Source organism: uncultured Modestobacter sp., assembly GCF_947486615.1.
Classification (GTDB): domain Bacteria; phylum Actinomycetota; class Actinomycetes; order Mycobacteriales; family Geodermatophilaceae; genus Modestobacter.
Genome location: NZ_CANKUD010000006.1, coordinates 187,174 through 211,157, shown reverse-complemented (window position 1 = coordinate 211,157; position 23,984 = coordinate 187,174). Strand labels below are relative to the sequence as shown.

General features: G+C 76.7%; 21 protein-coding genes. 7 read left to right on the top strand and 14 right to left on the bottom strand.

The window, feature by feature from the left end:
* Positions 1-2: 2 nt before the first annotated feature.
* The 8 genes from murD to mraZ form a co-directional block, all read right to left on the bottom strand.
* Entirely contained in the window at positions 3-1,442 is a 1,440-nt protein-coding gene (gene murD / locus Q1A09_RS13405) for a UDP-N-acetylmuramoyl-L-alanine--D-glutamate ligase (RefSeq protein WP_299955702.1), read from the bottom strand.
* Entirely contained in the window at positions 1,439-2,518 is a 1,080-nt protein-coding gene (gene mraY / locus Q1A09_RS13400) for a phospho-N-acetylmuramoyl-pentapeptide-transferase (RefSeq protein WP_299955700.1), read from the bottom strand. Before mraY ends, murD begins: the two co-directional genes overlap by 4 nt.
* Complete coding sequence (murF, locus tag Q1A09_RS13395; protein WP_299955698.1) at positions 2,515-3,951, bottom strand: UDP-N-acetylmuramoyl-tripeptide--D-alanyl-D-alanine ligase; 1,437 nt, start codon at positions 3,949-3,951, stop codon at positions 2,515-2,517. Before murF ends, mraY begins: the two co-directional genes overlap by 4 nt.
* Positions 3,948-5,501, bottom strand: coding sequence for a UDP-N-acetylmuramoyl-L-alanyl-D-glutamate--2,6-diaminopimelate ligase (locus Q1A09_RS13390; RefSeq protein ID WP_299955696.1), 1,554 nt, complete (start codon positions 5,499-5,501; stop codon positions 3,948-3,950). Before Q1A09_RS13390 ends, murF begins: the two co-directional genes overlap by 4 nt.
* 95 nt (positions 5,502-5,596) lie before the next feature.
* Positions 5,597-7,321 (bottom strand): penicillin-binding protein 2, encoded by a 1,725-nt coding sequence (locus Q1A09_RS13385; RefSeq protein ID WP_299955694.1) that lies wholly within the window; start codon positions 7,319-7,321, stop codon positions 5,597-5,599.
* Positions 7,322-7,468: 147 nt separating this feature from the next.
* The gene (locus tag Q1A09_RS13380; protein WP_299955692.1) at positions 7,469-8,134 is read right to left on the bottom strand and encodes a hypothetical protein; all 666 of its coding nucleotides are present in this window, start codon (positions 8,132-8,134) and stop codon (positions 7,469-7,471) included.
* 82 nt (positions 8,135-8,216) lie between these two features.
* Positions 8,217-9,191, bottom strand: a complete 975-nt coding sequence (rsmH, locus tag Q1A09_RS13375; RefSeq protein ID WP_299955690.1) for a 16S rRNA (cytosine(1402)-N(4))-methyltransferase RsmH — start codon at positions 9,189-9,191, stop codon at positions 8,217-8,219.
* A gap of 411 nt (positions 9,192-9,602) precedes the next feature.
* Positions 9,603-10,037, bottom strand: coding sequence for a division/cell wall cluster transcriptional repressor MraZ (gene mraZ, locus Q1A09_RS13370; protein WP_299955687.1), 435 nt, complete (start codon positions 10,035-10,037; stop codon positions 9,603-9,605).
* A gap of 358 nt (positions 10,038-10,395) precedes the next feature.
* Between mraZ and Q1A09_RS13365 the strand changes: the two genes are divergently transcribed.
* The 4 genes from Q1A09_RS13365 (at position 10,396) to Q1A09_RS13350 (ending at position 16,232) form a co-directional block, all read left to right on the top strand.
* Positions 10,396-11,328, top strand: a complete 933-nt coding sequence (locus tag Q1A09_RS13365; protein WP_366139786.1) for an AAA family ATPase — start codon at positions 10,396-10,398, stop codon at positions 11,326-11,328.
* Positions 11,329-11,353: 25 nt separating this feature from the next.
* Positions 11,354-12,700 (top strand): DUF58 domain-containing protein, encoded by a 1,347-nt coding sequence (locus Q1A09_RS13360; RefSeq protein ID WP_299955683.1) that lies wholly within the window; start codon positions 11,354-11,356, stop codon positions 12,698-12,700.
* Entirely contained in the window at positions 12,697-15,051 is a 2,355-nt protein-coding gene (locus Q1A09_RS13355; protein WP_299955681.1) for a transglutaminaseTgpA domain-containing protein, read from the top strand. Before Q1A09_RS13360 ends, Q1A09_RS13355 begins: the two co-directional genes overlap by 4 nt.
* A gap of 224 nt (positions 15,052-15,275) precedes the next feature.
* Complete coding sequence (locus tag Q1A09_RS13350) at positions 15,276-16,232, top strand: ribose-phosphate pyrophosphokinase (RefSeq protein ID WP_299955679.1); 957 nt, start codon at positions 15,276-15,278, stop codon at positions 16,230-16,232.
* Between the two features lie 75 nt (positions 16,233-16,307).
* Here Q1A09_RS13350 and Q1A09_RS13345 read toward each other — a convergent pair whose 3' ends face one another.
* The 6 genes from Q1A09_RS13345 to Q1A09_RS13320 all read right to left on the bottom strand — a co-directional run bounded on the left by Q1A09_RS13345 (position 16,308) and on the right by Q1A09_RS13320 (position 21,234).
* Complete coding sequence (locus tag Q1A09_RS13345) at positions 16,308-16,745, bottom strand: DUF3040 domain-containing protein (protein WP_299955677.1); 438 nt, start codon at positions 16,743-16,745, stop codon at positions 16,308-16,310.
* Positions 16,746-16,877: 132 nt separating this feature from the next.
* Entirely contained in the window at positions 16,878-18,113 is a 1,236-nt protein-coding gene (gene dinB / locus Q1A09_RS13340; protein WP_299955675.1) for a DNA polymerase IV, read from the bottom strand.
* 49 nt (positions 18,114-18,162) lie between these two features.
* Positions 18,163-18,900, bottom strand: a complete 738-nt coding sequence (locus Q1A09_RS13335) for a glycosyltransferase family 2 protein (protein ID WP_299955673.1) — start codon at positions 18,898-18,900, stop codon at positions 18,163-18,165.
* Positions 18,897-19,511, bottom strand: a complete 615-nt coding sequence (locus tag Q1A09_RS13330) for a class I SAM-dependent methyltransferase (RefSeq protein WP_299955671.1) — start codon at positions 19,509-19,511, stop codon at positions 18,897-18,899. The genes Q1A09_RS13335 and Q1A09_RS13330 overlap by 4 nt, the downstream gene beginning before the upstream one ends.
* Positions 19,508-20,251, bottom strand: coding sequence for a PIG-L deacetylase family protein (locus Q1A09_RS13325; protein ID WP_299955669.1), 744 nt, complete (start codon positions 20,249-20,251; stop codon positions 19,508-19,510). Before Q1A09_RS13325 ends, Q1A09_RS13330 begins: the two co-directional genes overlap by 4 nt.
* Positions 20,248-21,234: an acyl-CoA dehydrogenase family protein gene (locus Q1A09_RS13320; protein WP_299955667.1), complete on the bottom strand. Its 987-nt coding sequence runs from the start codon at positions 21,232-21,234 to the stop codon at positions 20,248-20,250. The genes Q1A09_RS13325 and Q1A09_RS13320 overlap by 4 nt, the downstream gene beginning before the upstream one ends.
* Before the next feature lie 137 nt (positions 21,235-21,371).
* Here Q1A09_RS13320 and Q1A09_RS13315 point away from each other — a divergent pair, with 137 nt between their 5' ends.
* The 3 genes from Q1A09_RS13315 to Q1A09_RS13305 are packed head-to-tail and all read left to right on the top strand — an operon-like array spanning position 21,372 to position 23,981.
* Positions 21,372-21,671, top strand: a complete 300-nt coding sequence (locus Q1A09_RS13315; protein WP_299955666.1) for a BatC protein — start codon at positions 21,372-21,374, stop codon at positions 21,669-21,671.
* Between the two features lie 2 nt (positions 21,672-21,673).
* Positions 21,674-23,008 carry a cupin domain-containing protein gene (locus tag Q1A09_RS13310; RefSeq protein WP_299955663.1) on the top strand — a complete coding sequence of 445 codons (1,335 nt, stop codon included), beginning with the start codon at positions 21,674-21,676 and terminating at the stop codon, positions 23,006-23,008.
* On the top strand, positions 22,986-23,981 hold the full coding sequence (locus tag Q1A09_RS13305; RefSeq protein WP_299955661.1) for a sucrase ferredoxin: 996 nt from the start codon (positions 22,986-22,988) through the stop codon (positions 23,979-23,981). Before Q1A09_RS13310 ends, Q1A09_RS13305 begins: the two co-directional genes overlap by 23 nt.
* The last annotated feature ends 3 nt before the right edge of the window (positions 23,982-23,984 follow it).

Here is a 23,984-nt window from a genome sequence, read left to right as displayed (position 1 = left end):
GGTCAGCCCAGCGCCCGGACGGCGGCGGCGAAGGCCCGGCCGCGGTGGGCGTAGTCGGTGAAGACGTCCATCGAGGCGGCCGCGGGCGCCAGCAGCACGGTGTCACCCGGCCGGGCCAGGCGGACGGCGGCCGCCACCACCTCACCCATCACCCGGTCCCCGTCAGTCCCATCGGTCACAGCGTCATCGTCGCCGCTGGGCACCACCGTGCGCGGGACCGACGGGGCGTGTCGCGCCAGTGACCGGGCCAGCTGCTCCCGATCGCGGCCGAGCAGCACCACCCCGGCCAGCCGGTCGGCCACCGCGGCGACCAGCGGGTCGACGTCGGCGCCCTTGAGCAGGCCACCGGCGATCCACACCACCCGCGGGTAGGCGGCGAGCGAGGCACCCGCGGCATGCGGGTTGGTGGCCTTGCTGTCGTCGACGAAGTCCACGCCGTCCAGGCTGCCGACCAGCACGTTGCGATGGGCGCCGCCGCGGAAGGCGGCCAGGCCGCGGCCGACCGCCGCCGGGTCCACCCCGGCCGCGCGGGCCAGCGCGGCGGCGGCGAGCGCGTTGACCGTGTTGTGCGGCCCGCGGACCTGCAGCGCGTCCAGCTCGACCAGCACCTCACCGGCGGGCTCGGCGCTGAAGGCGCGGTCGACCAGCGCCCCGGCCCGGACCCCGAGCTGGCCGCGGGCCGGCTCGTCGAGGGTCACGGTGACCGGGTGCCGGTGGGCGGCGACGACCGCGGAGGCCACCGGGTCACCGGCGTCGGCGACCGCGACCGGCGCCAGCCGGACGAGCTGGGCCTTGGCGTCCCGGTAGGCGTCGAAGGAGCCGTGCCAGTCGACGTGGTCGTCGGCGATGTTGAGCACGCAGGCGGCGTCGGGGGCGATCGAGGAGGACCAGTGCAGCTGGAAGCTGGACAGCTCCACGGCGATCGCGTCGTAGGCGGGGCTGCCGTCGGCGGCGCGGGCGGTGACCACCTCGACCAGCGGCCGGCCCACGTTGCCCGCGGCGACCGCCCGCCGGCCACCGGCCAGCAGCACCTGCTCGAGCATGGTCACCGTGGTGGTCTTGCCGTTGGTGCCGGTGACGGCGTACCAGGGCGCCGGGCGGCCCCCGGGGGCGGCGATCCGCAACCGCCAGGCGAGCTCCGGCTCGCCGACGACCTCGAGGCCGCGGGCGGCCGCGGCCACCAGCAGCGGGGAGTCGGGCCGCCAGCCCGGCGAGGTCACCACCAGGTCGACCCCCTCCGGCGGGGCGTCCACCGGGCCCAGCCACCGGGCGCCGGCGGCGACCAGCTCGGCCAGCACGGCCGGCTCCGCGGCGTCGGTGAGCAGCACCTCGTCGCCCCGGGCCAGCAGCACCCGGGCGGCCGCGGCGCCGGAGACGCCGAGCCCGGCCACCAGCACGGTGCCCATCGGCTGCTGTCCCTGCTCGTCCACCGGTGCGCTCACAGCCCGGCGAAGGCGAGCCAGTCGGCGTAGAACAGCCCCATCCCGAAGGCGACCGCCATCCCGGTGACCAGCCAGAACCGGACGATGACGGTGTTCTCCGCCCAGCCGGCCAGCTCGAAGTGGTGGTGCAGCGGCGCCATCCGGAACACCCGCCGCCGGGTGGCCCGGAAGAAGCCGACCTGGATGACCACCGAGAGGGTCACCGCGACGAACAGGCCGCCGAGCACGACCAGCAGCAGCTCGGTGCGGGTGACGATCGCCAGCCCGGCCATCAGCCCGCCGAGGGCCAGCGACCCGGTGTCGCCCATGAAGATCCGGGCCGGGGAGGTGTTCCACCACAGGAAGCCCAGGCAAGCGCCCATCGCCGCGGCCGCGACCAGGGTGACGTCCAGCGGGTCGCGCACGGTGTAGCAGCCGTCGACCAGCTCGCCGGCGCAGTCGTGCCCGAACTGCCAGAACGAGATGATCACGTAGGAGGCGAACACCATCGCCGAGCAGCCGGCGGCCAGCCCGTCCAGCCCGTCGGTGAGGTTGACGGCGTTGGAGAACCCGGCGATGAACACGTAGGCCAGCGCCACGAACAGGAACGCCGGCAGGGTCAGCGGCGCGATGTCCCGGACGAAGGAGACCGCCGTGGTGGCCACGGCCGTGCCGTTCTCGTCGTCGGCCATCAGTGCCAGGACGGCGAAGGTCACCCCGACGACCAGCTGGCCGACCAGCTTGGCGGTCTTGTTCAGCCCGAGGCTGCGCCGGTAGCGGATCTTCAGGTAGTCGTCGAGGAAGCCGACGGTGCCCAGGCCGATCAGCAGGAAGAGCAGCAGCAGGCCGGTGGCGGTGACCCCGCGCCCCTCCTGGTTGATCAGGAACAGGTGGGCGACCAGGTAGCCGACGACGGTGGCCAGCACCATGACGGTGCCGCCCATCGTGGGCGTGCCCTTCTTCGCCAGGTGGCTCTCCGGGCCGTCGTCCCGGATCTCCTGGCCGAAGCCGTGCCGGCGGAAGGCCTTGATCGCCAGCGGCGTGACCAGGATCGAGACGATCAGCCCGATGGCGGCGGCGACCAGCACGGACTTCACGCGGTCACCTCCGTGCCGCCGGAGCCCAGCAGCTCGGCGGCGAGCTCCTCGAGCCCGTAGCTGCGCGAGGCCTTGACCAGGACGACGTCGCCCGGGGCCACCACCTCGGCCAACAGCCGCGCTGCCGCGGCCCGGTCCGGCACGTGCACGCTCGTCTCCCGCTCTCCCCCGTGGCCATCTGCTCTGCTCCCGGCCGCGCCCTGCTCGGCCAGTGCACCGGTGTGCACACCGAGGGCGTCCGGGCCGACGGCGACCAGCAGGTCGACCCCGGCGCGCACGGCGTCCCGGCCCAGCCGGGCGTGCGCGGCGTCGGCGGCCGGCCCCAGCTCCCCCATTGCGCCGAGGACGGCGATCCGGCGGCGGCCCGGGAGCCGGACCAGCGCCGCCAGCGCCGCGCGCATCGACTCGGGGTTGGCGTTGTAGGCGTCGTTGACCACCGTCACCCCGTCGGCGCGCCGGGTGACCTCCATCCGCCAGCGGCTGCGCGGCCCGGCCGCCGACAGCGCGGTGGCGACCTGCGCCGGGGTCATCCCGGCGGCCAGGGCGGCGCCGGCCGCGGACAGCGCGTTGGCCACCTGGTGCAGCCCGACGACCTGCAGCGCGACGGGGTGCCGCTCACCGCCGGCCTGCAGGGTGAACCGCGGGCGGGCGCCCTCGTCCAGGGTCACGTCGGTGGCCCGGACGTCGGCCTCGCTCTCGACGCCGGTGGTCACGACGGCGGCCGAGGTGCGGGGCGCCATGCCGATCACCCGCGGGTCGTCGGCGTTGAGCACCGCGGTGCCCTCGGCCGGCAGGGCCTCGACCAGCTCGCCCTTGCTGGTGGCGATCACCTCGGCGCTGCCGAACTCGCCCAGGTGCGCGGAGCCGACGTTGAGCACCACGCCGATCCGCGGCCGGGCGACCCGGCACAGCCGGGCGATGTGCCCGGGACCGCGGGCGCCCATCTCCAGCACCAGGTGCCGGGTGTCCGCGTCGGCGGACAGCACGGTCAGCGGCAGCCCGATGTCGTTGTTGAAGGAGCCCTGCGGGCTGACGGTCGGGCCGGCGGTGGCCAGCACCTGACCGAGCAGGTCCTTGGTGGAGGTCTTGCCCGAGGAGCCGGTGATGCCGATGGTGACCAGGCCGCCGTCCACCAGGCGCCGGTGCACCGCCCCGGCCAGCCGGCCGAGGGCCTCGACCGGGTCGGCGACGACGACGCAGGGCAGCGCGGGGTCGGCCCGGGTGCTCAGTGCGGCGACCGCGCCGGCGGCGGCGGCGGCGGGGACGAAGTCCGCACCGTCCACCCGCTCCCCCGGCAGGGCGACGAACAGGTCGCCGGCGGCCACGGCGCGGGAGTCGACCAGCACCGCGCCGGAGACCACCAGGTCGCCCGGCCCGCCGGCCAGCTCTCCACCTACGGCCTGGGCCACCTCGGCCAGCGTCAGGGCGATCACGCCGGCACCGTCCCGGCGGTCAGCAGCTCCCGCAGCACCGCACGGTCGTCGAAGGGCAGCACCTGACCTCCCACCTCCTGGCCGGTCTCGTGGCCCTTGCCGGCGACCAGCAGGGTGTCACCCGGGCGCGCCAGCGCCACGGCCGCCGCCAGCGCGGCGCGCCGGTCGCCGATCTCCAGCACCTCGGCGCGCTCCCCGACCGGGACGTCCTCGACGCCGGCCCGCATCGCGCTGCGGATCGTCGCCGGGTCCTCCGAGCGGGGGTTGTCGTCGGTGATCACCAGCACGTCGCTGCCGGCCGCGGCCGCGGCGCCCATCGCCGGCCGCTTGCCCGGGTCCCGGTCGCCGCCGCAGCCCAGCACGGTGACCAGCCGGCCGGTGGTCGCCCCGCGCAGCGCGCGCAGCGCCGTCGTCACGGCGTCGGGGGTGTGCGCGTAGTCGACCACGGCGACGAAGCGCTGGCCGGCGTCCACCGGCTCCATCCGCCCCGGGACGACGGTCTCGGCCAGCCCGGCGACCGCGGTCTCCACCGGCACGCCGACGGCGTCCAGCAGGGCGACGGCGAGGACGGCGTTGGCGACGTTGAAGCGGCCGGGCAGCCGCAGCCGGGCGGGCCAGCTGCGCCCACCGGGGCCGTGCAGGGTGAACGTCGACCCGCCGGCCGGCACGCTCGCCACGTCGGTGGCCGACCAGTCGGCGTCCGGACCTGCAGTGGAGACGGTGACCGTGCCGGGGCGGACGAGCCGCCGTCCGGCCGGGTCGTCGACGTCGACCACCTCGACCGCGGCGCGCCCGTCGAACAGCAGCGCCTTGGCCTGGAAGTAGCTCTCCTCGTCGCCGTGGAAGTCCAGGTGGTCGCGGGAGAGGTTGGTGAAGCCGGCCGCGGCGAACCCGACGCCGCCGACCCGGCCCTGCACCAGCGCGTGGCTGGACACCTCCATCACCACCGCCTGCACCCCGGCCTCGACCATGGTGGCCAGCAGGGCGTGCAGGTCGGTGGCCTCCGGGGTGGTGCGCACGCTGGGCAGCTCGGTGGTGACCGGCGCGCCGGCGGCGTCCCGGCCCCGGGTGCGGGTCTGCACGGTGCCGATCAGGCCGCTGGGCAGCCCGGCCGCGGCCAGCCCGGCCTCGACCAGGTAGGCGGTGGTGGTCTTGCCGTTGGTGCCGGTGATGCCCAGCACGCGCAGCTGCTCGGTCGGCCGGCCGTACACCCGGGAGGCGACCGCGCCGAGCACGGCGCGCGGCTCCGGGGTGACGCAGACCGCCAGCCCGGTCGCCCGGGCCTCGGCCTCGCCCGCGGGGTCGGTGAGCACCGCGACCGCACCCCGGGCGGCGGCGTCGGCGGCGTACCGGGCGCCGTGGGTGCGCGCACCGGGCAGGGCCGCGTAGAGGTCGCCGGGGCGGACCTCGCCGGAGGCGAGGGTGACGCCACCGACGGTCAGGTCGGCCGCTCCCTGCACGGGAGCACCGACGAGATCGGCGAGGTCGAGGAGCGGGAGCGGGCGGTTCCCCGCTGGCCGGGGCACCGACCCTGGCGCGGTCGAGGTCACGTCGGTCCAATCTACCGGCGTGGGCCCGTCCGGCCCGGTCACCCGCCGGGCCCGTGTCGCCCGCGCCGGTGCACCGGTCCCGGCGCTGGTCGGGGTCAGGGGACGGTGAGGGTGAAGTCCGGCCGCGGCGAACCGGAGGGGACGACGCCGCCGGACATCAGCGCGTACCGCATGACGTCGGCGAACAGCGGGGCGGCGACCTGGCCGCCCTCGGCGTCGCTGGTGGGCCGCTCGAGGTCGACGGCGACCACGTACTGCGGGTCGTCGGCCGGGGCGTAGCCCACGAAGGTGGTGAAGTAGCCACCGCCGGCGTAGCTGCCGGTCTCGGGGTTGGCCCGCTGCGCGGTGCCGGTCTTGCCGGCCACCCGGAACCCGTCGACCTCGCCCAGCGGCGCGGTGCCGCCCGGGCCGACGACGGCCTCGAGCATGTAGGTGAGCTGGTCGGCGGTGGACTCGCTGACCACGCGCACGCCCGCGGGCTGCGGGGTGTCGGTGACCGTGCCGTCGGGGGCGGTCACCGAGGAGACGATCCGCGGCGGGATGCGCACGCCGTCGTTGGCCAGGGCCTGGTAGACCGAGGCCATCTGCAGGGTGGTCACCGAGACGCCCTGCCCGATCGGCACGTTCGCCGCCCGCGCGGCGCTCCACTCCGCGGAGTCCTGCAGGATGCCGGCGCTCTCCCCCGGCAGCTCGACGCCGGTGGTCGACCCGAGGCCGAAGGCCCGCAGGTAGCGCTCGAAGGTGCTGTCGCCGACCTCCCGGGCCAGCATGATCGACCCGACGTTGCTGGACTTGGCCAGGATGCCGGTGAGGGTGAAGTCGATCGGCTCGTGGTCGTGGGCGTCGGTGACGACGACGTCGCCGGCCTGGATGTGCCCGTCGACGTTCAGCACCGTGTCCTTGGTGGCCTTGCCCTCCTCGATGGCGGCGGCCAGGGTGACCGCCTTCATCACCGAGCCGGGCTCGTAGACGTCGGAGACCACCGGGTTGCCCAGCAGCGCCGGGTCGGTGGTGTTGTAGGTGTTCGGGTCGTAGCCCGGGCAGGAGGCCAGTGCGACCACCTCACCGGTGTGCACGTCCTGCACCACGGCGGAGGCGGACTCGGTGGCCTCGTCGGCGCAGGCGGCGTCCAGCGTCTGCTGGACGACGTACTGCAGGTCCTCGTCCAGGGTCAGCTGCACGCTGCTGCCGTCGGTCGCCGGCTGCGAGTCGTCGATCCCGGAGGGGATGGGGTTCCCGCTGCCGTCGACCTCGATCCGCTCCTGGCCGTCGGTGCCGGCCAGCTCCTCGTCGAAGGTCTGCTCGATGCCGGCCAGCCCGTCGCCGTCCGAGCCCACGAAGCCGACGACCTGGCCGCCCACCGCACCGGCCGGGTAGAGCCGGACCGGGTCGTCGACCAGCACCAGGCCGCCGCGGGTGCTCAGCGGCAGCTCACGGATCTCGTCGGCGGCCTCGGTGGACACCTTCTCCGCCAGGACGACGAAGCGCCCCTCCCGCGACAGCTTCTCGGTCAGCTCGTCGACCGGGACGCCGAGCAGGGTGGTCAGCGCCAGGGCGGTGCGCGTCGGGTCGGCGACCACCGAGGGGTCGGCGTTCACCGTGACCGCGTTCACCGAGTACGCCAGCGGGTTGCCGTTGCGGTCGGTGACCTGACCGCGGACGGCCTCGATCGGGTAGGAGCGCAGCCGGTCGTTCTCCGCGGCCAGCTGCAGCGCAGCACCGTCGACACCCTGCAGCACGACGAGCCGGCCCACCACGACCACCAGCAGGGTGATCAGGAAGGCCAGCCCCAACCGGTTGCGCCGGTCGCGCTGAACCACGCCCAGGGGTGCCCGGCGGCGACGGGGACCCGGGTCGCGGCGCGCCCGCAGCGCGTCACCGCGACCCGCCGGACCGGTGGACCGGCCGCCGTCCCCGCGGGGGGCGGCAGGGCGGATCGGCGGAGGAGGGCCAGCGGAGCGCACGGATCAGTTCCCGGGGGTCGGCGACGAGGGTCCGTCGGTCTCGGTCGGGGGCTCGGGCACGGGCGCCGGGACGGCGCTGCCGACGACCACCGAGGTGCCGTCGGGCTGCAGCACCAGGTGGGCCGCTGCCCCCGGCTGGACCAGCCCGGCCGCCGCGGCGGCGCGAGCCAGCTCGGCAGCGGTATCGGCAGCGACGACCTGCTGTTCCAGTCGAGCGACCTGCTCGGCCTGCTCGGCGTTCGCGACCCGCTGCTGGGTGGCCTGCAGCGAGTCGACGGCGATCGCGGTGTTCAGCAGCAGCAGCCCCAGGGTGGTGGCGACCAGCAGCCCGACCAGCAGGACGACGAACGGGGCCCGCCGGGTGCGCGCGGCCGGGCGGCGGGCGCGGCTGCGGCCGGGCGCGCGGGCCGGCGCCGGGGGCACCAGGCGCAGCTGCGCGCCGGCGGTGATCGGCCCGGTGCGCCGGGTCGAGGAGCTGCGCGGCACGTGCACCGGGCCGGTGGTGGTGCGCGGGCCGGTGGCGCGGGCGGTGGTGGCGCGGGCCGGGGTGGCCCGGGCCGCGCCGCTGCGCGCGGTGCTCCGCGGTGCGGCGCTGTCGTGCGTGGGGGTGGCCCGGGCCGTCGTCCGGGGGGTGCTGGTGCGGGGCACGGCCCGCGCGGGCTGGCTCATGGGTGCTCCTCGCGGACGGTGGTGGGCTGGGCCGGCGTGATCGGGGTCGGGCTGGTCGGGGCGGGCGCACCCGGGTACCGGGTCACGGCCGCCGGACCCGTTCGGCCGCGCGGACCCGCGCGGAGGCGGCGCGGGGGTTGGCGGCGAGCTCGGCCTCGCCGGGCGCCTCGCCACCCCGGGTGACCAGCCGCAGCACCGGGGCGTGCTCGGGCATCGGCATCGGCATGCCGGGCGGGGTGCGGTCGGTGGCCTCGGCCGCGAGGGTCTGCTTCACGATGCGGTCCTCGAGGGAGTGGAAGCTGATCACGGCCAGCCGGCCGCCCACGGCGAGCGCCTCGATGGCGGCCGGGAGGGCGCGGGTGAGCACGCCCAGCTCGTCGTTGACCTCGATCCGCAGGGCCTGGAAGGCCCGCTTGGCCGGGTGTCCGCCGGTGCGGCGGGTGGCGGCGGGGATGGCGTCGCGCACCAGCTCGGCCAGCCGGGCGGTGCCGGTGAACGGCTCGCGCTCGCGCTCCCGCTCGATGGCGGCGGCGATCCGGCCGGCGAAGCGCTCCTCGCCGTAGACCTTGAGCACCCGGGTGAGCTCGCCGCGGGAGTAGGTGTTGACCACGTCGGCGGCGGTGCGCGGGCCGCTGGGGTCCATCCGCATGTCCAGCGGGGCGTCGGTGGAGTAGCTGAACCCACGGGTGGGCCGGTCCAGCTGCAGGGAGGAGACGCCGAGGTCGAACAGCACGCCCTGGACCTCGGGCACGCCGAGCCGGTCGAGCACCTCGGGCAGCTCGTCGAAGACGGCGGGCACCAGGGTGGCGCGGTCGGTGTGGCCGGCGGCGGCGATCCGGGCGGCGGCCTCGGCGCGGGCGTCGGGGTCGCGGTCCAGCCCGATCAGCCGCAGGCCGGGGTGGGCGCCGAGCAGGGCCAGCGAGTGGCCGGCCAGGCCGAGGGTGCAGTCGACCAGGACGGCGCCGTCGGCGCTCAGCGCCGGGGACAGCAGCTCGGTCACGCGGTCGAGGAGGACGGGGACGTGCAGCGCGGGCCCGGTGGGCTCGGGGCTGCTCATCGACGGGCTCCTCTGGACTGCTGCCGGGGGTGGGCGGCTCGTGGCCGGGCGGTGCTGGCGGGCGGCCCGGTGGGGCGGCCCGGTGGGTGGGGCGGAGTGGGGCTGGTGGAGCCGGGTGGAGCGGGGGTGGGGCGCGGACCGGGTCCTGCCCTGGCCCGCCGCCCCGCAGGGCCCGCCTGGCGCCGGGGAAGCGGTACCAGGAGGAGCCCTGCTGGGGCGGCTGGGCGGGTGGGGCGGTCTCGCCGTCCTGCTGTGCGGTGGTGCGGTCCTGCCGTGCGGTGGGCGTCGAGCCGGGGGGAAGTCGGCTCGGTGCCCGGGTCCCGACCGAGCCGGGGGGAAGTCGGCTCGCTCGGGGAGTTCTGGGGTCGTGCTGGACGTGCTCGGGGTCTGGGTGGGGTCCGGTGGGGCGGGTCAGGACAGGGTCGGCATCCCCTCGCTCTCCATCGCGGCGAAGATCGCCTCCTGCTCGGCCACGTAGCCGTCCCAGGTGGTGGCGTCCCAGATCTCGAAGCGGGTGTCGACACCGACGACCACGACGTCGCGGTCCAGGCCGGCGTACTCCCGCAGGCTGGCGGGGAGGGTGATCCGCCCGGTCTTGTCCGCCTCGACCTCGACCATCGAGCCGAAGCTCATCCGGGCGTGCATGCGGGCGGCGTTGGTGTCGGCGGGGGCCATCGCCTTGAGGGCGGCGCTCTGCTCGGCGACCCGGGCCATGGTCAGCCCGTAGATGCAGCGTTCCTGGCCCTTCTTGATCACCATCCCGTCGGCCACGAGCTCGCGGTAACGGACCGGCAGGGCGAGCCGGCCCTTCTCGTCGAGCCGCAGGGGGTAGCTGCCGACGAACACCGGATCACCCCCCGCATCTGTCCTCCTCTGGCTGTGTCGACCCCCATCCGTGGGGTCGACCTCCCCATTGCGCGACACAGTAACCCACTGGCCCCCACTGGACACCACTTCGGCACGTGTCGCCCCCTCTCCCCCACCGCGCCCCACCGGGTCCACCACCGGCCGCCGCGATCACCGGAACCGGACCGGCCGCACCCGGCCCTGAACAGCACGTACCGTGGGCCGCGTGACGGAGGGCACGGCAGAGCTGCGGTCGGGTCGAGGTGCCACGGAGCTGACCTCCGCGCCCTCGAACGGCACCGGGCCACACGCCGCGGAGACAGCAGCGCACCCCGACCTCGACCAGCCCGACCTCGACGTGGCCGCCGAGGGCGCCCGGCTCGCCGAGGCGATCGGCCGGGTGGTCGAGGGCAAGCCCGACGTCGTCCGGCTGGCCCTGGTCGTGCTGCTGGCCGAGGGCCACCTGCTCATCGAGGACGTGCCCGGGGTCGGCAAGACCACGCTGGCCAAGGCGCTGGCCCGCACCATCGACGGCACGGTGCGCCGGATCCAGTTCACCCCCGACCTTCTGCCCAGCGACGTCACCGGGGTGGCCGTCTACGACCAGGAGTCCCGGGCCTTCGAGTTCAAGCCGGGTGCGGTCTTCGCCAACGTGGTGGTCGCCGACGAGATCAACCGCGCCTCGCCCAAGACCCAGTCGGCGCTGCTGGAGTGCATGGAGGAGCGCCAGGTCACCGTGGACGGCGTCACCTACGAGCTGGCCCGGCCGTTCATGGTGGTGGCCACCCAGAACCCGCAGGAGATGGAGGGCACCTACCCCCTCCCCGAGGCCCAGCGGGACCGGTTCACCGCCCGCGTCTCGATGGGCTACCCCGACCGGGACGCCGAGCTGGCCATGCTCGACGAGCGGGCGACCACGGACCCGCTCACCGCGCTCTCCCCCGTCATCGACGCGGCGGGCGTGCGGGCCCTGGTCGCCGCGGTGGGCCGGCTGCACGTCGCCGAGCCGCTGCGCCGCTACGTGGTCTCGCTGGTGGAGGCCACCCGCCGCTCCCCCGACCTGCGCCTGGGCGCCTCACCGCGGGCCGGCCTGCAGCTGCTGCGCGCGGCGCGGGCGACCGCGGCGCTGGCCGGCCGCGACCACGTGCTGCCCGACGACGTCCAGGCGATGGCCGTGCCGGTGCTGGCGCACCGGCTGCTGCTCACCCCCGACGCCGCGCTGGCCCGGCGGGACACCCAGCGGGTCGTGACCGACCTGCTGGCCGCCGTGCCCGTCCAGCGCGGCTCCTGACCCGGCTCCCGCGCAGGACCCGCCGATGGCCCGCACCCGGCTCGCCGACGCCGCCTCGTCCCTGACCCTGCGCGGTCGCTGCCTGGTGGCCGCCGGGATCACGCTGGTGCTGCTGGGCGCGCTGCTCGGTGAGCAGGCCCTGGTGCAGCTGGCGCTGTTCGTGCTGGCGCTCCCGGTGGTGTCGGCGGTCGGCGTGGCCCGGCAGCGGTTCCGGGTCGCCACCCGGCGCACCGTGACACCGGCCCGGCTGCCCCGGGGTGGCACCGCCGACGTGCTGCTGGAGGTGGCCAACACCGACCGCCGCGCCGGGGGGCTGTGGCTGCTCACCGAGCAGCTGCCGCCCGAGCTGGGCAGCCGGCCCCGGTTCGTCGTCGAGCGGCTGTCCGCCGGGGCCACCGCCCCGCTGCGCTACCGGCTGCACGGCACCAGGCGCGGGCGGTTCTCCCTCGGCCCGCTCAAGCTCCGACTGGTCGACCCCTTCGGGCTGGTGCTGCGCACCGCGGCCGGCAGCGACACCGCTCCGCTCCTGGTCGTCCCGCGGGTGCGCCCGCTGCAGGGCAGCGGCTCGCTGACCGGCGCCGGCGGGTCCGGCGGGGAGGGCGCCCGCCGGTCCATCGCGGTGCACGGCGAGGACGACGTCAGCACCCGGGAGTACCGCTACGGCGACGACCTGCGCCTGGTGCACTGGCGCGCCACCGCCCGCACCGGCGAGCTGATGGTCCGGCTGGAGGAACGGCCGTGGCGCGCCGCGGCGACGCTGTTCCTGGACGGCCGGGCCACCGGGCACCTGCTCGGCGGCTCGGTCTCCGGGGCCGACCCGGCGGCGCCGCAGGACACCCTGGAGTGGGTGGTCGAGGCAGCCGCCAGCATCGGCACCCACCTGCTGCGCCGCGGCGCCGGGCTGCGCGTGGTCACCGACACCGGCGAGCTCACCCCCGCCCTCGGGCACGGTCAGCTGGGACCGGAGGAGCTGCTCGAGCGGCTCGCCGTCCTCGGCGGCTCCCGCTCTCCCGGCCTGCAGGCCGGCACCGAGGCGATGCGCCGGTCCTCGGTCGAGGGCCCGGCCATCTGCCTGCTCGGCCTGGTCGACCCCGACGACGTCCTGGCCCTGACCCGGTCCCGCTCGGGCCCGGGCACCGACGTGGCCGTGCTGGTCGACCCCGCCGGCTGGCTGGACGCCGGCGCGACCCGGGGACGCCGGCCGCTGAGCCCCGCCGCGCGCGCGGAGGTCTGCACCCGGCAGGGCCAGGCCGCCGACCTGCTGCGCGCCGCCGGGTGGCAGGTGGTCCTGGCCGGCCCGGACCGGCCGGTCGAGCAGGTCTGGGCGCAGCTGGGCGCCGGGGCGGCCACCGGCGGGCGGGTGCCGGCATGACCCGCCCTCCCGGGGAGCTGCCCCGGTCCACCGACACCGGGACGGGCACCGCGCTGGCCGCCACCGTCGCCGTGCTGCTCGGCGCCCTCGCGCTGGACCCGGTGTTCGCCGCCCGCACCTGGATCGCGCCGGTGACGCTCGCCGTCCTGGCCGTCGGGCTGGGCGGCGCCGCCCTGCGCGCCGGCCTGGCCAGGGTGGTCGACCCGGACGGCGGCCGGCTGGTCGTCGCGGCGAGCCGGCTGCTGGTGCCGGTGGGCCAGCTGGCCCTGGTGCTGGTCGTCCTCACCGTGGTCTTCTCCCCGGAGCAGGCGCTGGCCGGGGTGCTGCCCACGCCGAGCAGCGTGGCCGACCTGGGCGGTGTGCTGACCGACGGTGCGGCCGAGATCCGCGAGCAGGCCACGCCCGCCCTGCCACTGACCGGCCTGGTGGCGCTCACCTCGGTGTTCGTCGCGCTGGTGGCGCTGGCGGTGGACCTGCTCGCCGTCCCCGCCCGGCAGCCGGCGCTGGGTGGACTGGGCCTGCTGGTGCTCTACTGCGTCCCGGTCAGCACCGTCACCGGCGACGTCGCGTTCCTCTCCTTCGCCGCGCCGGCCGCCGGCTTCGCCGTCCTGCTGTGGGCCGACCAGCGCGGGCGGCTGCTCGGCAGCGCCCGGGGTGGCAGCGGTTCGCCGCTGGGCACCGGCACCCTCCCGGCGCTGCGCACCGGGCTGGTCGCGCTGGTCGCCGGCGTGCTCCTGCCGGTCGCCGTCCCCACCCTGGCCGAGGGCTCGCTGGCCGCCGGGATGGGCGGGGCCGGCACCGGTGACGGGGTCGGGACGGCGCTGGACCCGGTCGCGGAGATGCAGGGCCAGCTCTCCCTCCCCGACCCGATCGACCTGCTCCGCGTCGACTCCTCGGTCGAGGACCCCGGCTACCTGCGGGCGGTCGCCCTGGACGAGTACGACGGGGACGAGGGCTGGCACCTGAGCAACCTGGACGGTCAGCGGTCCATCGCCGACGACGGGACGCTCGCCCCGCTGTCGGAGGCCCAGGCCAGCCGCCGGGTGACCGCGGACGTGACCGTGCTGGAGCACGACGACCGCTTCCTGCCCCTGCTCTACTCACCGCTGTCGGTGCGGGTGCAGGACGCCGACGCCGACGACTGGCGCTTCGACTCCGACGCCCGGACGGCGTTCGGCCGGGACACCACCACCGCGGATCTCTCCTACCGGGTCGTCGCCGAACAGCCCGAGCCCTCGGTGGACGAGCTGCTGGCGGTCCCGCAGACGTCGGAGGAGGCCGACGTGCAGCGTCGGTACACCGAGCTGCCGGAGCTGGACCCCAGCGTCACCGCACTGGCCGACGAGCTGACCGGCCCCGAGCAGACCCCCTACGAGCGGGTGCGCGCGATCCTGGGCCTGTTCACCGACCGGGCCAACGGCTTCACCTACTCGCTGTCCACCCAGCCCGGCACCACCGGCGACGACCTCGCCGACTTCCTGCGGCTGCGCCGTGGCTACTGCGAGCAGTACGCCGGGGCGATGGCGGTGCTGGTGCGGGCCGCCGGCGTGCCGGCCCGGGTGGTGCTGGGCTACACCCCCGGCCGGGAGCGCGGCGAGGAGCGCTCCCGGGTGGTCACCACCGACGACGCGCACGCCTGGGTCGAGGTGTGGTTCGCCGGGCTGGGCTGGATCCCCTTCGACCCCACCCCGATCGCGGCGAACCGGGCGGTGCCGCTGCCCTGGGCCCCCCGGTCGGCGGCGATCGCCGACGCGGTCACCGACCCGGCGACCCCGTCCGCCGAGGCGCCGGTGCCGGCCGGGCCGACGGCCCAGCTGGACCGGGACGACCAGCAGGTGCCGCTGGCGGCGCCCTCGGACGCCGAGCCCTCGCCGCTGCTCCCCTGGCTCGCCGGGGCCGGCGGTGTGCTGCTGCTCGTCGCGCTCGCCGGGGTGCCGCTGCTGGCCCGGCGCCGGGTACGGCGGGCGCGGCTGGCCGACGGCCGCCCGGCGGCGCTGTGGGACGAGCTGCTGGACACCACCACCGACCTGGGCATCGAGGTGGCGGGCGCCTCGACCGCCCGCCAGCTGGCCCGGCAACTGGCCGAGCGGCTCTCCGGGGCGGAGCCGGCCGCGGTGGCCGGGCTGCGCACCCTGGCCCTGGCCGAGGAGCGGTCGGTCTACGGCCCACCCGCGGACCGGCCGGGGCCCGACCCGGTGCTGACCGACGCGCTGGGCACCGTGCGGCGGGCGCTGCTGCGCTCGGCGACGCGGCCGCAGCGGCTGCGGGCGGCGTGCTGGCCGGCCTCGACGCTGGCCGCTGCGGCGCGCTGGGTCACCGCGCACACCCCACGCCCGCTCCGCCCGGCCTGACGCACCTGCGCCACCGGACCCGGGGCACCTGCGCCACCGGGCCCGGCGCACCTGCGCCACCGGCGCCTGGAGCACCTGCCCTCTCCCGCCCGAGCGCCCGCGGCACCCGGCCGGGCGGCACCGCTCCGGCCCGCCCACCGCTCCGCCCGGCGGGGTGGCGCGGGTCCTCGTTACGGTGGCGCCGGCGGCTGCCGCCGTCGTCGTCCGCACCCCCGGAGCGCCCCTTGCGTGAGATCGCCGTGTTCGCCGGAAGTGCCCACCCCGAGCTGGCCGCGGAGATGTGCGCGCAGCTGGGCGTGCCGCTGCTCCCGGTCCGGACCACCCGGTTCGCCAACGACTGCCTCGAGGTGCAGCTGCAGGCCAACTGCCGGGAGCGCGACGTCTTCCTGGTCCAGCCGCTGGTGACGCCGGTGCAGGAGGCCCTGGTCGAGCTGCTGCTGATGATCGACGCGGCGCGCGGCGCCTCGGCCGGGCGGATCACCGTGGTGATGCCGCACTACGCCTACGCGCGCTCGGACAAGAAGGACGCCCCGCGGATCTCCATCGGTGGCCGGCTGATCGCCGACCTGATGGTGGCCGCCGGGGCCGGCCGGGTGCTGGCGATGACGCTGCACTCCCCGCAGGTGCACGGCTTCTTCAGCGTGCCGGTGGACCACCTGCACGCGCTGCGGGAGCTGGCCGACCACTTCCGCACGCTGGACCTGTCCCGCACCACCGTGGTCTCCCCCGACCTGGGCAACGCCAAGGAGGCCGCGGCGTTCGCCCGTCGGCTCGGCGTGCCGGTGGCGGCCGGGGCCAAGCAACGGTTCGCCGACGACCGGGTGAGCATCAGCGCCGTCATCGGCGACGTCGCCGACCGGGACGTGATCGTGCTGGACGACGAGATCGCCAAGGGCAGCACGGTGCTGGAGTTGATCGACCGGCTGCGGGACGCCGGCGCCCGGTCGATCCGGGTCGCCTGCACCCACGGGCTCTTCGCCGCCGGCGCCCTGGAGCGGATCGGCGCCCAGCCCGACGTGCTGGAGATCGTCTGCACCAACACGGTGCCGGTGCCGGCGGGTGCGTCGCAGAAGCTCACCGTGCTGTCGGTCGCCCCGGCGCTGGCCCAGGCGGTGCAGCGGATCCACGACGGGGAGTCGGTCAGCGCCCTGTTCGACACGGTGCCGACGCCCGGGAGCTGACCCCCGGCCACGGAGAGACCAGCAGCCACCGTCCCGGACGGGACGGTGGCTGCTGGTGTCGACGGGCGGGCCGGGCTACTGGTCGTAGCGGCGGCGGAAACGCTCCTCGAGGCGGTCCTTCATCGGCTGGCGGCGGGCCTTGCCCGGCTTGCCCCGCGCGGTCGTGGCGCCACCCGGTCCGGCGGCGGTCGGACCGTTCTCGACGGCGCCCGTGGCGGCCTGGTAGTTCAGCACGCCGAGGGCGAGCCCACCGAAGGAGATCAGCGAGCCCAGCACCCCGACGAGCACGCTGGGCAGGGCGACCCCGCCGACCATCACGGCCAGACCGATGACCACCAGGACCGCGCCCAGTTGGACCTTGCGGCGGGCCTTCTGCCGACGGTCGCTGGTACGGACCGTCGAGGCGAACTTCGGATCGTCATCGACGAGGGCGCGCTCGATCTGCTCAAGCAGACGCTGCTCGTGCTCGGAGAGCGGCACGTCGACCTCCAGGTGCGCAGTGCAATCAGCCACCGGCGGCAGTCCGCCCGCGGTGACACCGAGGATACGAGCCGTTGGCGGGCTGCGAAAGGCGAGTTGCCCTCGACACACCCGTTGGTGCCCCGGAACCCCTCGTCGGGGCGTGCCCGGAGGCCGACGAGCAGGTCAGCGACCGGTTCCCCGGGATGGGTCGCGCACGACCGGACCGGCTCCCGGGACGTGCCGCCGGCCCAGCAGCGTCGCCGGCCGGACCGCACCCGCGCCGAACCGCCGGGCGGCCCGGTCCGCGGCCAGCTCGGCGTCCCGGCGGCCGTGCTCGCGCGCCCCCAGCTCCAGCTGCCGGGCGGTGGCGTCGGCCTCCACGAGCCCCTCGGCCCGCACGCCGACCAGCCGGATCCGGGCCCGGTCCAGCCCGAGGGCGTCGAAGAGCGTGCGGGCGGTGTCGTAGAGCTCCTGGCCCACGTCGGTCGGGACCTTGAGGGTGCGGGAGCGGGTGATCGTGGTGAAGTCGGCGAACCGGACCTTGAGGGTGACCGTGCGGGCCAGGTGCCCGGTGGAGCGCAGCCGCCCCGCCGTCCGCTCGGCCAGGTGCAGCAGCTCCCGGTGCACCACCTGCGGGTCGTCGACGTCGGTGCCGAAGGTCTCCTCCGCCCCGGTCGACCGGTCGGGCTCGTCGGGCACCACCCGGCGGGGGTCGCGCCCCCAGGCCAGCTCGTGCAGGTGGCTGCCGGCCGCCTGACCCACCGCCCGCTGCAGGGTGCGGGCCGGCACGTGCGCCAGGTCGCCCACCGTCTTCAGGCCCAGCCGCAGCAGCACCTCCTCGGTCTTGGCACCGACGCCCCACAGCGCCCCGACCGGCAGCGGGTGCAGGAAGTCCATGACCTGCGCCGGGGGCACCACCAGCAACCCGTCGGGCTTGGCGCGGGTGGAGGCCAGCTTGGCCACGAACTTGCTGCCCGCCACCCCGACCGAGCAGGTGATCCCCTGCTCGTCGAAGACCCGGGCCCGGATGTACTCACCGATCTCCACCGGCCCGCCCAGCCGGCGGCCGGCGCCGGCGACGTCCAGGAACGCCTCGTCCAGGCTCAGCGGCTCGACCAGCGGGGTGATCGAGCGGAACAGCGCCATCACCGAGCGGGAGACCTCGGCGTAGAGGGCCAGGTCACCGGGGATCACGGTGGCGGTCGGGCACAGCCGCAGGGCCCGCGACGTCGGCATGGCGCTGTGCACCCCGTAGGCCCGCGCCTCGTAGGTGGCCGAGGTGACCACCCCGCGGTTGCCGGCGCCGCCGACGATGACCGGCGTGCCGGCCAGCTCGGGGTGCCGGCGCACCTCGACGCTGGCGAAGAAGGCGTCCATGTCGACGTGCAGCACCGTGCAACCGGTAGCGCGTCCGGACACCTGACACCCCCATCCCTCGTGTCGAACACCTGTTCGAGAGGGTAGCCGGTCACCCGCCGCCGAAACGCGTCGCCAGGCGGTCGAGATCGGTGCCGAGACCACCTCGTGACCTGGCCGCCCGGCGGGCGGAGGTCACCACCGGGGCCAGCGGGCTGCGCAGCACGCTGGCCCCGCTCCGCACCAGGGCGTCCACCAGACCGTGGTCCTCGCTCACCACCAGCCGCGGGAAGCCGCCAGCCCGGAGGTAGGCGCTGCCCCGCACGCCCAGGTTGGCGCCGTGCACGTGCGGGTGGACGGCGCCGGCGCCACCGGCCCGCCAGGCGTCGTAGGCCACGTCGAAGGCCCGCACGGCCCCGGGGGCGAACCCCGTCCAGTCGTCGATCTCCACCGTGCCCACGAACGCGTCGGCGCCCGACCGCGCCGCGCTCCGGTGCACGCCCAGCCAGTCGGCCGGCACCCGGCTGTCCGCGTCGGTGCTGGCCAGCCAGACGCGGTCGGCGGCCACCCCGGCCCGGGCGGCCACCGACAGCAGGTGCAGCGCGCCGCGGTGCCGGGCCCGGCCCACGTTGCCGGCCGGACCGCCGTCCGTGAGCACCTCGACGCCGGCCCGGCGGGCGACCGCCACCGTGCCGTCGGTGCAGCCGTCGGCGACCACCACGAGCTGCACCGCCGTGCCGGTCAACCCCGGCAGCTGGGCGGCGGTGGCCAGCGCCGCCAGGCAGCCCGGCAGCAACTGCTCCTCGTCCCGCGCGGGCACCAGGACCCCGAGCAGGTCGACCCCGCTCACCACAGGTCCTCGGCAGCGGCGACCGACGCGGCCCGCAGGTCCCCGGCGTCGGCCGCCACCCAGCAGTCGAGCAGCAGGTCCGGCTCCTCGTGCGCGGCGACCCGCGGCCAGGGCAGGGCCGCCCGCAACGCCTGGTGCACCGCGTCACCGGTCTGCGGGTACTCCGCCACCGGGTGCCGCCAGTGCACCGCGAGCAGCGTGCCGCCGGGCCGGACCGCGGCGGCCACCTGGGTGAGCAACCGCTGCAGATCGGCGGCGTCGAGGTAGTAGAGCACCTCGGAGAGCACCAGCAGGTCGACCTGCGGCAGCGGCCGGGCCGGCACGGTGGCCTGCTCGATCCGCACATGTCCGCGGCCGGCGACCCGCGCGGTGGCCCGCTCGACCACAGCGGCGCTGGCGTCCCACCCGGTCAGCCGGTCGCACCGGTCGGCCAGCCGCGCGGTGAGCTCGCCGACCGAACAGCCGACTTCGAGCCCGTCGGCGTACCGCCGCCGCGGGAGCACCGCCGTCGTCAGGGCGTACTTGCGTTCCTCGTACCAGCGGGTGCGCATCGACCAGGGGTCGTCGGCCGCGGCGTACATCGCGTCGAAGAAGGACGGCGGCAGGCTCACCGGAAGAGCACCTCCAGGTCACGGTCGAAGTGCGCCAGTACCCCGGCCGGCAGCACCGCCCGGTCGGCCGGGGCCGGACCCAGCGGCTGGACCTGAGTGACGAACCGGGCCACCGCGGCCCGCTTGGCGGCCCGCACCGCCGGCGGCAGGTCGACCCGGTGCGCGGTGTGCCAGGGCACCCGGGGGTCCTCCGGGGTGGCCCAGTGCCAGGCCCACACCGGGTACTGCCACACCGGCACACCGGCGGCGGCCCCGGCGGCCACTGCGGCCCGGCCCACCGCTTCGTGGTCGGGGTGCGCGTCGCCGGTCCACGGGGCCAGCACCGCGTCGCAGCCGGCGACGGCGGCGGCCAGCCGCTCGGTGAGCTCGCCCTCGCACCCGGCGAGCCCGGAGTCCGGCAGCCGCAGCCGGGTCACCCGGGCCGGCACGCCCAGCTCGGCCAGCGCGGCCACGGTCTCCGCCACCCGGGCGGCGGCGAGCTCGGCCGCCGGCAGCGCCACGCTGCCCGGGTGGCTGCCCTCGCCGTCGGTGGCCGCGACCAGGTGCACCGGCACCCCCGCGCCGGCCAGCAGCGCCAGCACTCCCCCGGCGCCGAGCACCTCGTCGTCCGGGTGGGCGGCGCAGACGGCCACCCTGGTCCAGCTCGGGTCCGGCACCCAGGCCGGCCAGTCCTGCGCGGTCAGCCACGGCGTCCAGACCTGCTCCGCGGTGCCCGGTGCGGCGATCCGGTCCCCGGTCACCGGCCGCCCCGCTCCCGCACCAGTGCACCGAGCGCGGCCAGGTCGCGCTCGCCGTGGTGCTGGCGCAGGTAGACGGTGAGGTCGGCGACCCGGGCGGCGTGCTCGGCGTCGTGGGCCAGCGGGCCCGCGCCGAGGGCACGCCCGACGACGTCGAGCACCTCCGCTCCGGCGCGCGCCACCAGCGCACGCACCCGCTGCGCGCGCAGCTGCGCCGTACCGGTGCGGTCGAGCGGGTCGGCGTCCACCTCCGCGGCGGCCGCCCGCAGTGCCGCGTCGACCCCGGCGAGCAGCGCGTCGACCGCGCCGAGGGCGGCGTCGCGCAGCGGGTCGGGCCCGCGCTGGACGGCGGCCGCGGTCAGCGCCGCCGCCACGCCCTGCGCGCCACCGGCCCAGACCGCCGCGACCCCGATGCCGCCGTGCCAGAAGCCGGGCCGGTCCAGGTAGCCGCGCGGGCCCCCCACCGGGACGCCCGCGACGTCGAGCAGGTGGACGTCGGCGGTGTCGCTGCCGGCCATGCCGGCGTTCACCCAGGTCGTGCGGTCGACCCGTACGCCCGGCCGGCCGAGCTCGACCAGGAACAGCCGGCGCCCGTCCTCGGCGGCCGCGGTGACCAGGGCCGCGGTCAGCGTGCCGGCGCCGGAACACCACCGCTTCCGGCCGGACAACCGCCAGCCCTCGGGCGTCGACGTGGCGACGACCTGGCCGTCCGGCGGCTCGGCGGCCCACACCCCCAGCCGGGCGCCCTCGGGCACCGCCGGGCCGCCCAGCTCGGCCAGCACCGACACGGCGTCGGCGTGCCCCTCGGCCAGCCGGGCGAGCGGGAGGTCGCGACGGGCGACCGCGGCCAGCGACCGCCATCGGGTGAGCGTGGCGCCGGCGCCGGGCAGCGGCGGGGACCAGCCGTCCTCGAGCAGAGCACGGAACGCCGCCGCGGTGCTGGCCACCGCATCGGGGGCGGGACCAGCAGTTCCGGGGGCGTTCATCGCCTGCGACCCTGCCACACCGGTTGTGGGCAACCGGGACGCCTCGGGCCCCGGAGGTGTGGGGAATGGATCTTCGCGGTAGAACAGCTCCAGGTGGCCGCCGTCCGGCGGTCACGATGACGACGATCGGAGGAACCATGGCGTTCGACGACGACGACATGACCAGCACCGAGGGCCCCGCGGACTCGGGCGCGGGCGAGGGCACGCCCGGTCAGCACGACGGCGGTGCCGACGGTGGCGCCGAGGGTCCGGCCGACTCCGGCGCCGGCGGCGGCACCCCGGGTCAGCACGACGGCGGTGCCGATGGTGGCGCTGACGGCGGTGCCGACGGTGGCGCGGACGGCGGTGCCGACGGTGGCGCCGAGGGTCCGGCCGACTCCGGTGCCGGCGGCGGCACGCCCGGGCAGCACGACGGCGGCGCGGACGGCTCGGCCTGACCGTGCTCGACCCTGATCTGCAGGACCGGGCACCGTCCTCCACCTCGGAGGACGGTGCCCGTCCCGCGTTGCGCCGGTGCATCCGGGTCGACCCGGAGGTGTTCGCCACCGAGCACTGGGCCCGCCGGCCCCTCCTCTCCACCGCCGCCGAGCTCGGCGGCACCTTCACCGACCTGCTCGACCTGGCCGCCGTCGACGAGCTGCTGAGCACCCGCGGGCTGCGCACCCCGTTCCTGCGGATCGCCAAGGACGGCGCCGTCGTGGACGCCAAGCGGTTCACCAGCCCCCAGGGCGCCGGGGCCGAGGTCGCCGACCAGGTCTCCTCCGACGCGGTGCTCCGGCTCTTCGCCGACGGCAGCACCGTCGTCCTGCAGGGCCTGCACCGGCTGTGGCCGCCGCTGATCGACTTCGCCAACCAACTCGCCGCCGACCTCGGCCACCCCACCCAGGTCAACGCCTACATCACCCCGCCGTCCTCGCGCGGGTTCTCCCCGCACTACGACGTGCATGACGTGTTCGTGCTGCAGATCGCCGGTGAGAAGCACTGGACGATCCACGAGCCGGTGCTCCCCGACCCGCTGCGCACCCACCCCTGGGCCGACCGGGCCGACGAGGTCGCCGCCGCCGCGCAGCGCCCGCCGGTCATCGACGCCGTGCTGCGCCCCGGCGATGCCCTCTACCTGCCCCGCGGCTACCTGCACTCGGCGGTCGCGCTCGGTGAGATCAGCGCGCACCTGACCGTCGGCGTGCACTCGGTGACCCGGTGGGGCGCGGTGGAGTCGGCGCTGGACCTGGTGCGCACGCTCGCCGCCGACGACCCCGCGCTGCGCGGCTCGCTGCCGCTCGGCGTCGACCTGGCCGACCCGGCGGCCACCACCGAGGACGTCGCCGCGGTGCTGTCGGGCCTGCAGCGCTGGCTCGGCGAGGTCGACCCGGTCGCCGTCGCCGACGCGCTGCGGGCCCGCACCTGGGCTCAGGTGCGGCCGGCCCCGGTCTCACCGCTGGCCCAGTCCACCGCGATCGCGGCGTTGACCGCCGACACCGTGCTGCGGGTGCGGCCGCAGCTGCGCCTGCAGCTGCGTGAGCCGGCCGGCGAGCGGGTCGCCCTGGTCGCCGGCCGCCGCACCCACGACCTGCCGGCGAGCACCCACCCCGCGCTGGCCGCGCTGCTGGCCGCCGGTGAGCTGAAGGTGGGTGATCTGCCGGGCCTGGACGCCGCCGACCAGCTCACCCTGGCCCGCCGGCTGGTGACCGAGTCGATCGCGATCGTCCCGGGCGCCCGGGCCGGCGGTGCCGCGGAGCACGATGGGACACGTGACGACCGCACCGAGGCCTGAGCCACCGGAGGTCGACCCCCAGTTCTGCCAGGACGCCGGGGAGGTCGTCGCGCCCCGCTCCAGCCCACCGGGGCGGCTCGACGACGTCCGGTGCTCGGTGCAGGCGCTGCTGCGGGGCGACTCGCCCGTCGCGACCGCACCGCCGGCCCGCCGGTGGCTGCTGGTGGAGCAGCCGGGGCCGTGGGGCCGGGACGCACTGCTGGAGTCCCGGTTCGACCGGCGGGTCGCCTCCCGGCTGGCCGCCCGGGCGCGGGAGCTGGGCGTGCGGATCCAGATGGTGCGCCGGCCCGGGGAACGGCTGGCCGACTCCGGCCGGCGCTGGGCGGTCGCCGACACCACACCGGGCCGGGAGACGGTCACGTGGTCGACCCGGGAGTCCGACGCCGAGCTGCTCGAGCGGCCCTGGGACGGCTCGGTCGGCGAGCCGACGCAGGTGCCCACCTACCTGGTCTGCACCCACGGGGCGCACGACGTCTGCTGCGCGGTGCGGGGCCGGCCGCTGGCCCGGGCGCTGCCCACCGGCGGCGTCCCGGCCGACGTCTGGGAGACCAGCCACCTGGGCGGTGACCGGTTCGCCGCCAACGTCGTCGTCCTGCCCTGGGGCTTCGTCTACGGCCAGGTGCCCGAGGACGGCGCCGCGCTGCTCGCCGCACACGCGGCCGGCCAGGTCGCGCTGCCGTGGTTGCGCGGCCGCGCCGGGGTCGCGCCGGCCGCGCAGGCCGCGCAGCAGCACGCCCGCTCGGAGCTCGGGCTGCTGGGCGTCGACGACCTCGCCACCCGGCGGGTGCGGACGCTCGAGTCGCCGGAGGGGGGCGCCGAGCGGTTCGAGGTGACGCTGGCCGGCCCGGCCGGCGACGTGCTGGTCACCGTGGAGAGCCGGCTGTCGGGCGAGGCGCACCGGCTGACCTGCGCGGCGGTCCGGCCCGGCCGGTGGCGCACCTGGCACCCGCTGTCGCTGCGCGTCCCCGCCTGATCC

What these genes read in the sequence shown, in the direction of transcription:
- Q1A09_RS13380 (WP_299955692.1), bottom strand. Translation starts at nt 8,134, where the DNA reads ATGAGCCAGCCCGCGCGGGCCGTGCCCCGCACCAGCACCCCCCGGACG.
- Q1A09_RS13315 (WP_299955666.1), top strand. Translation starts at nt 21,372, where the DNA reads ATGGCGTTCGACGACGACGACATGACCAGCACCGAGGGCCCCGCGGAC.
- Q1A09_RS13360 (WP_299955683.1), top strand. Translation starts at nt 11,354, where the DNA reads ATGGCCCGCACCCGGCTCGCCGACGCCGCCTCGTCCCTGACCCTGCGC.
- rsmH (WP_299955690.1), bottom strand. Translation starts at nt 9,191, where the DNA reads ATGAGCAGCCCCGAGCCCACCGGGCCCGCGCTGCACGTCCCCGTCCTC.
- Q1A09_RS13320 (WP_299955667.1), bottom strand. Translation starts at nt 21,234, where the DNA reads ATGAACGCCCCCGGAACTGCTGGTCCCGCCCCCGATGCGGTGGCCAGC.
- Q1A09_RS13355 (WP_299955681.1), top strand. Translation starts at nt 12,697, where the DNA reads ATGACCCGCCCTCCCGGGGAGCTGCCCCGGTCCACCGACACCGGGACG.